This window comes from Rahnella inusitata (assembly GCF_003263515.1).
Taxonomy (GTDB): Bacteria; Pseudomonadota; Gammaproteobacteria; order Enterobacterales; family Enterobacteriaceae; genus Rahnella; species Rahnella inusitata.
This window is the reverse complement of record NZ_JYDE01000040.1, coordinates 1-2,939: the sequence shown is the minus strand read 5'-3', so window position 1 is coordinate 2,939 and position 2,939 is coordinate 1. Positions and strand designations below refer to the sequence as shown.

Genomic DNA, 2,939 nt, shown 5'->3' with positions numbered 1-2,939 from the left:
TCGCTGAAAATCTACTTCTCCACGCTCGCGCGCAGCAGAGTCACTCTAATCAAAACACCTTTGGTGTTGTAAGGTTAAGCCTCTCGGGTCATTAGTACTGGTTAGCTCAATGCATCGCTGCACTTACACACCCAGCCTATCAACGTCTTAGTCTTAAACGTCCCTTCAGGTGGCTTAAAGCCACAGGGAAGACTCATCTCGAGGCAAGTTTCGCGCTTAGATGCTTTCAGCGCTTATCTTTTCCGCATTTAGCTACCGGGCAATGCCATTGGCATGACAACCCGAACACCAGTGATGCGTCCACTCCGGTCCTCTCGTACTAGGAGCAGCCCCTCTCAATCTTCCAACGCCCACGGCAGATAGGGACCGAACTGTCTCACGACGTTCTAAACCCAGCTCGCGTACCACTTTAAACGGCGAACAGCCGTACCCTTGGGACCTACTTCAGCCCCAGGATGTGATGAGCCGACATCGAGGTGCCAAACACCGCCGTCGATATGAACTCTTGGGCGGTATCAGCCTGTTATCCCCGGAGTACCTTTTATCCGTTGAGCGATGGCCCTTCCATTCAGAACCACCGGATCACTATGACCTACTTTCGTACCTGCTCGAGCCGTCACTCTCGCAGTCAAGCTAGCTTATGCCATTGCACTAACCTCACGATGTCCGACCGTGATTAGCTAACCTTCGTGCTCCTCCGTTACTCTTTAGGAGGAGACCGCCCCAGTCAAACTACCCACCAGACACTGTCCTCACCCCGGATTACGGGGCCGAGTTAGAACATCAAACATTAAAGGGTGGTATTTCAAGGTTGGCTCCACGCAGACTGGCGTCCACGCTTCAAAGCCTCCCACCTATCCTACACATCAAGGCTCAATGTTCAGTGTCAAGCTATAGTAAAGGTTCACGGGGTCTTTCCGTCTTGCCGCGGGTACACTGCATCTTCACAGCGAGTTCAATTTCACTGAGTCTCGGGTGGAGACAGCCTGGCCATCATTACGCCATTCGTGCAGGTCGGAACTTACCCGACAAGGAATTTCGCTACCTTAGGACCGTTATAGTTACGGCCGCCGTTTACCGGGGCTTCGATCAAGAGCTTCGCATTGCTGCTAACCCCATCAATTAACCTTCCGGCACCGGGCAGGCGTCACACCGTATACGTCCACTTTCGTGTTTGCACAGTGCTGTGTTTTTATTAAACAGTTGCAGCCAGCTGGTATCTGCGACTGGCTTCGGCTCCGAGAGCAAGTCTCTTCACCTACGCGCCAGCGTGCCTTCTCCCGAAGTTACGGCACCATTTTGCCTAGTTCCTTCACCCGAGTTCTCTCAAGCGCCTGAGTATTCTCTACCTGACCACCTGTGTCGGTTTGGGGTACGATTTCGTGTTACCTGGAGCTTAGAGGCTTTTCCTGGAAGCATGGCATCAACTACTTCACCACCGTAGTGGCTCGTTATCACGCCTCAGGGTTGAATATGCAACCGGATTTACCAAGTCACACCCCCTACACGCTTGAACCGGGACAACCGTCGCCCGGCTAGCCTAGCCTTCTCCGTCCCCCCTTCGCAGTAACACCAAGTGCTGGAATATTAACCAGCTTCCCATCGACTACGCTTTTCAGCCTCGCCTTAGGGGTCGACTCACCCTGCCCCGATTAACGTTGGACAGGAACCCTTGGTCTTCCGGCGTGCGGGTTTTTCACCCGCATTATCGTTACTTATGTCAGCATTCGCACTTCTGATACCTCCAGCATCCCTCACAGGACACCTTCGACGGCTTACAGAACGCTCCCCTACCCAACAACGCCTAAGCGTCGCTGCCGCAGCTTCGGTGCATGGTTTAGCCCCGTTACATCTTCCGCGCAGGCCGACTCGACCAGTGAGCTATTACGCTTTCTTTAAATGATGGCTGCTTCTAAGCCAACATCCTGGCTGTCTATGCCTTCCCACATCGTTTCCCACTTAACCATGACTTTGGGACCTTAGCTGGCGGTCTGGGTTGTTTCCCTCTTCACGACGGACGTTAGCACCCGCCGTGTGTCTCCCGTGATAACATTCTTCGGTATTCGGAGTTTGCATCGAGTTGGTAAGCCGGGATGGCCCCCTAGTCGAAACAGTGCTCTACCCCCGAAGATGAGTTCACGAGGCGCTACCTAAATAGCTTTCGGGGAGAACCAGCTATCTCCCGGTTTGATTGGCCTTTCACCCCCAGCCACAAGTCATCCGCTAATTTTTCAACATTAGTCGGTTCGGTCCTCCAGTTAGTGTTACCCAACCTTCAACCTGCCCATGGCTAGATCACCGGGTTTCGGGTCTATACCTTGCAACTTGACGCCCAGTTAAGACTCGGTTTCCCTACGGCTCCCCTATTCGGTTAACCTTGCTACAAAATATAAGTCGCTGACCCATTATACAAAAGGTACGCAGTCACCCAACAAAGTAGGCTCCCACTGCTTGTACGTACACGGTTTCAGGTTCTATTTCACTCCCCTCGCCGGGGTTCTTTTCGCCTTTCCCTCACGGTACTGGTTCACTATCGGTCAGTCAGGAGTATTTAGCCTTGGAGGATGGTCCCCCCATATTCAGACAGGATGTCACGTGTCCCGCCCTACTCATCGAACTCACAATAAGTGCATTTTTGTGTACGGGACTATCACCCTATACTGTGCGACTTTCCAGACGCTTCCACTAATGCACAAACTGATTCAGGTTCTGGGCTCTTCCCCGTTCGCTCGCCGCTACTGGGGGAATCTCGGTTGATTTCTTTTCCTCGGGGTACTTAGATGTTTCAGTTCCCCCGGTTCGCCTTGCATGGCTATGTATTCACCATGCAATAGTGTGTCGAAACACACTGGGTTTCCCCATTCGGGTATCGTCGGTTATAACGGTTCATATCACCTTACCGACGCTTTTCGCAGATTAGCACGCCCTTCATCGCCTCT

At 52.6% G+C, this 2,939-nt stretch carries 1 rRNA gene; it reads right to left on the bottom strand.

The window, feature by feature from the left end:
• Positions 1-70 precede the first annotated feature (70 nt).
• Positions 71-2,939 (bottom strand): 23S ribosomal RNA (locus TU92_RS19970); the annotation flags it as partial.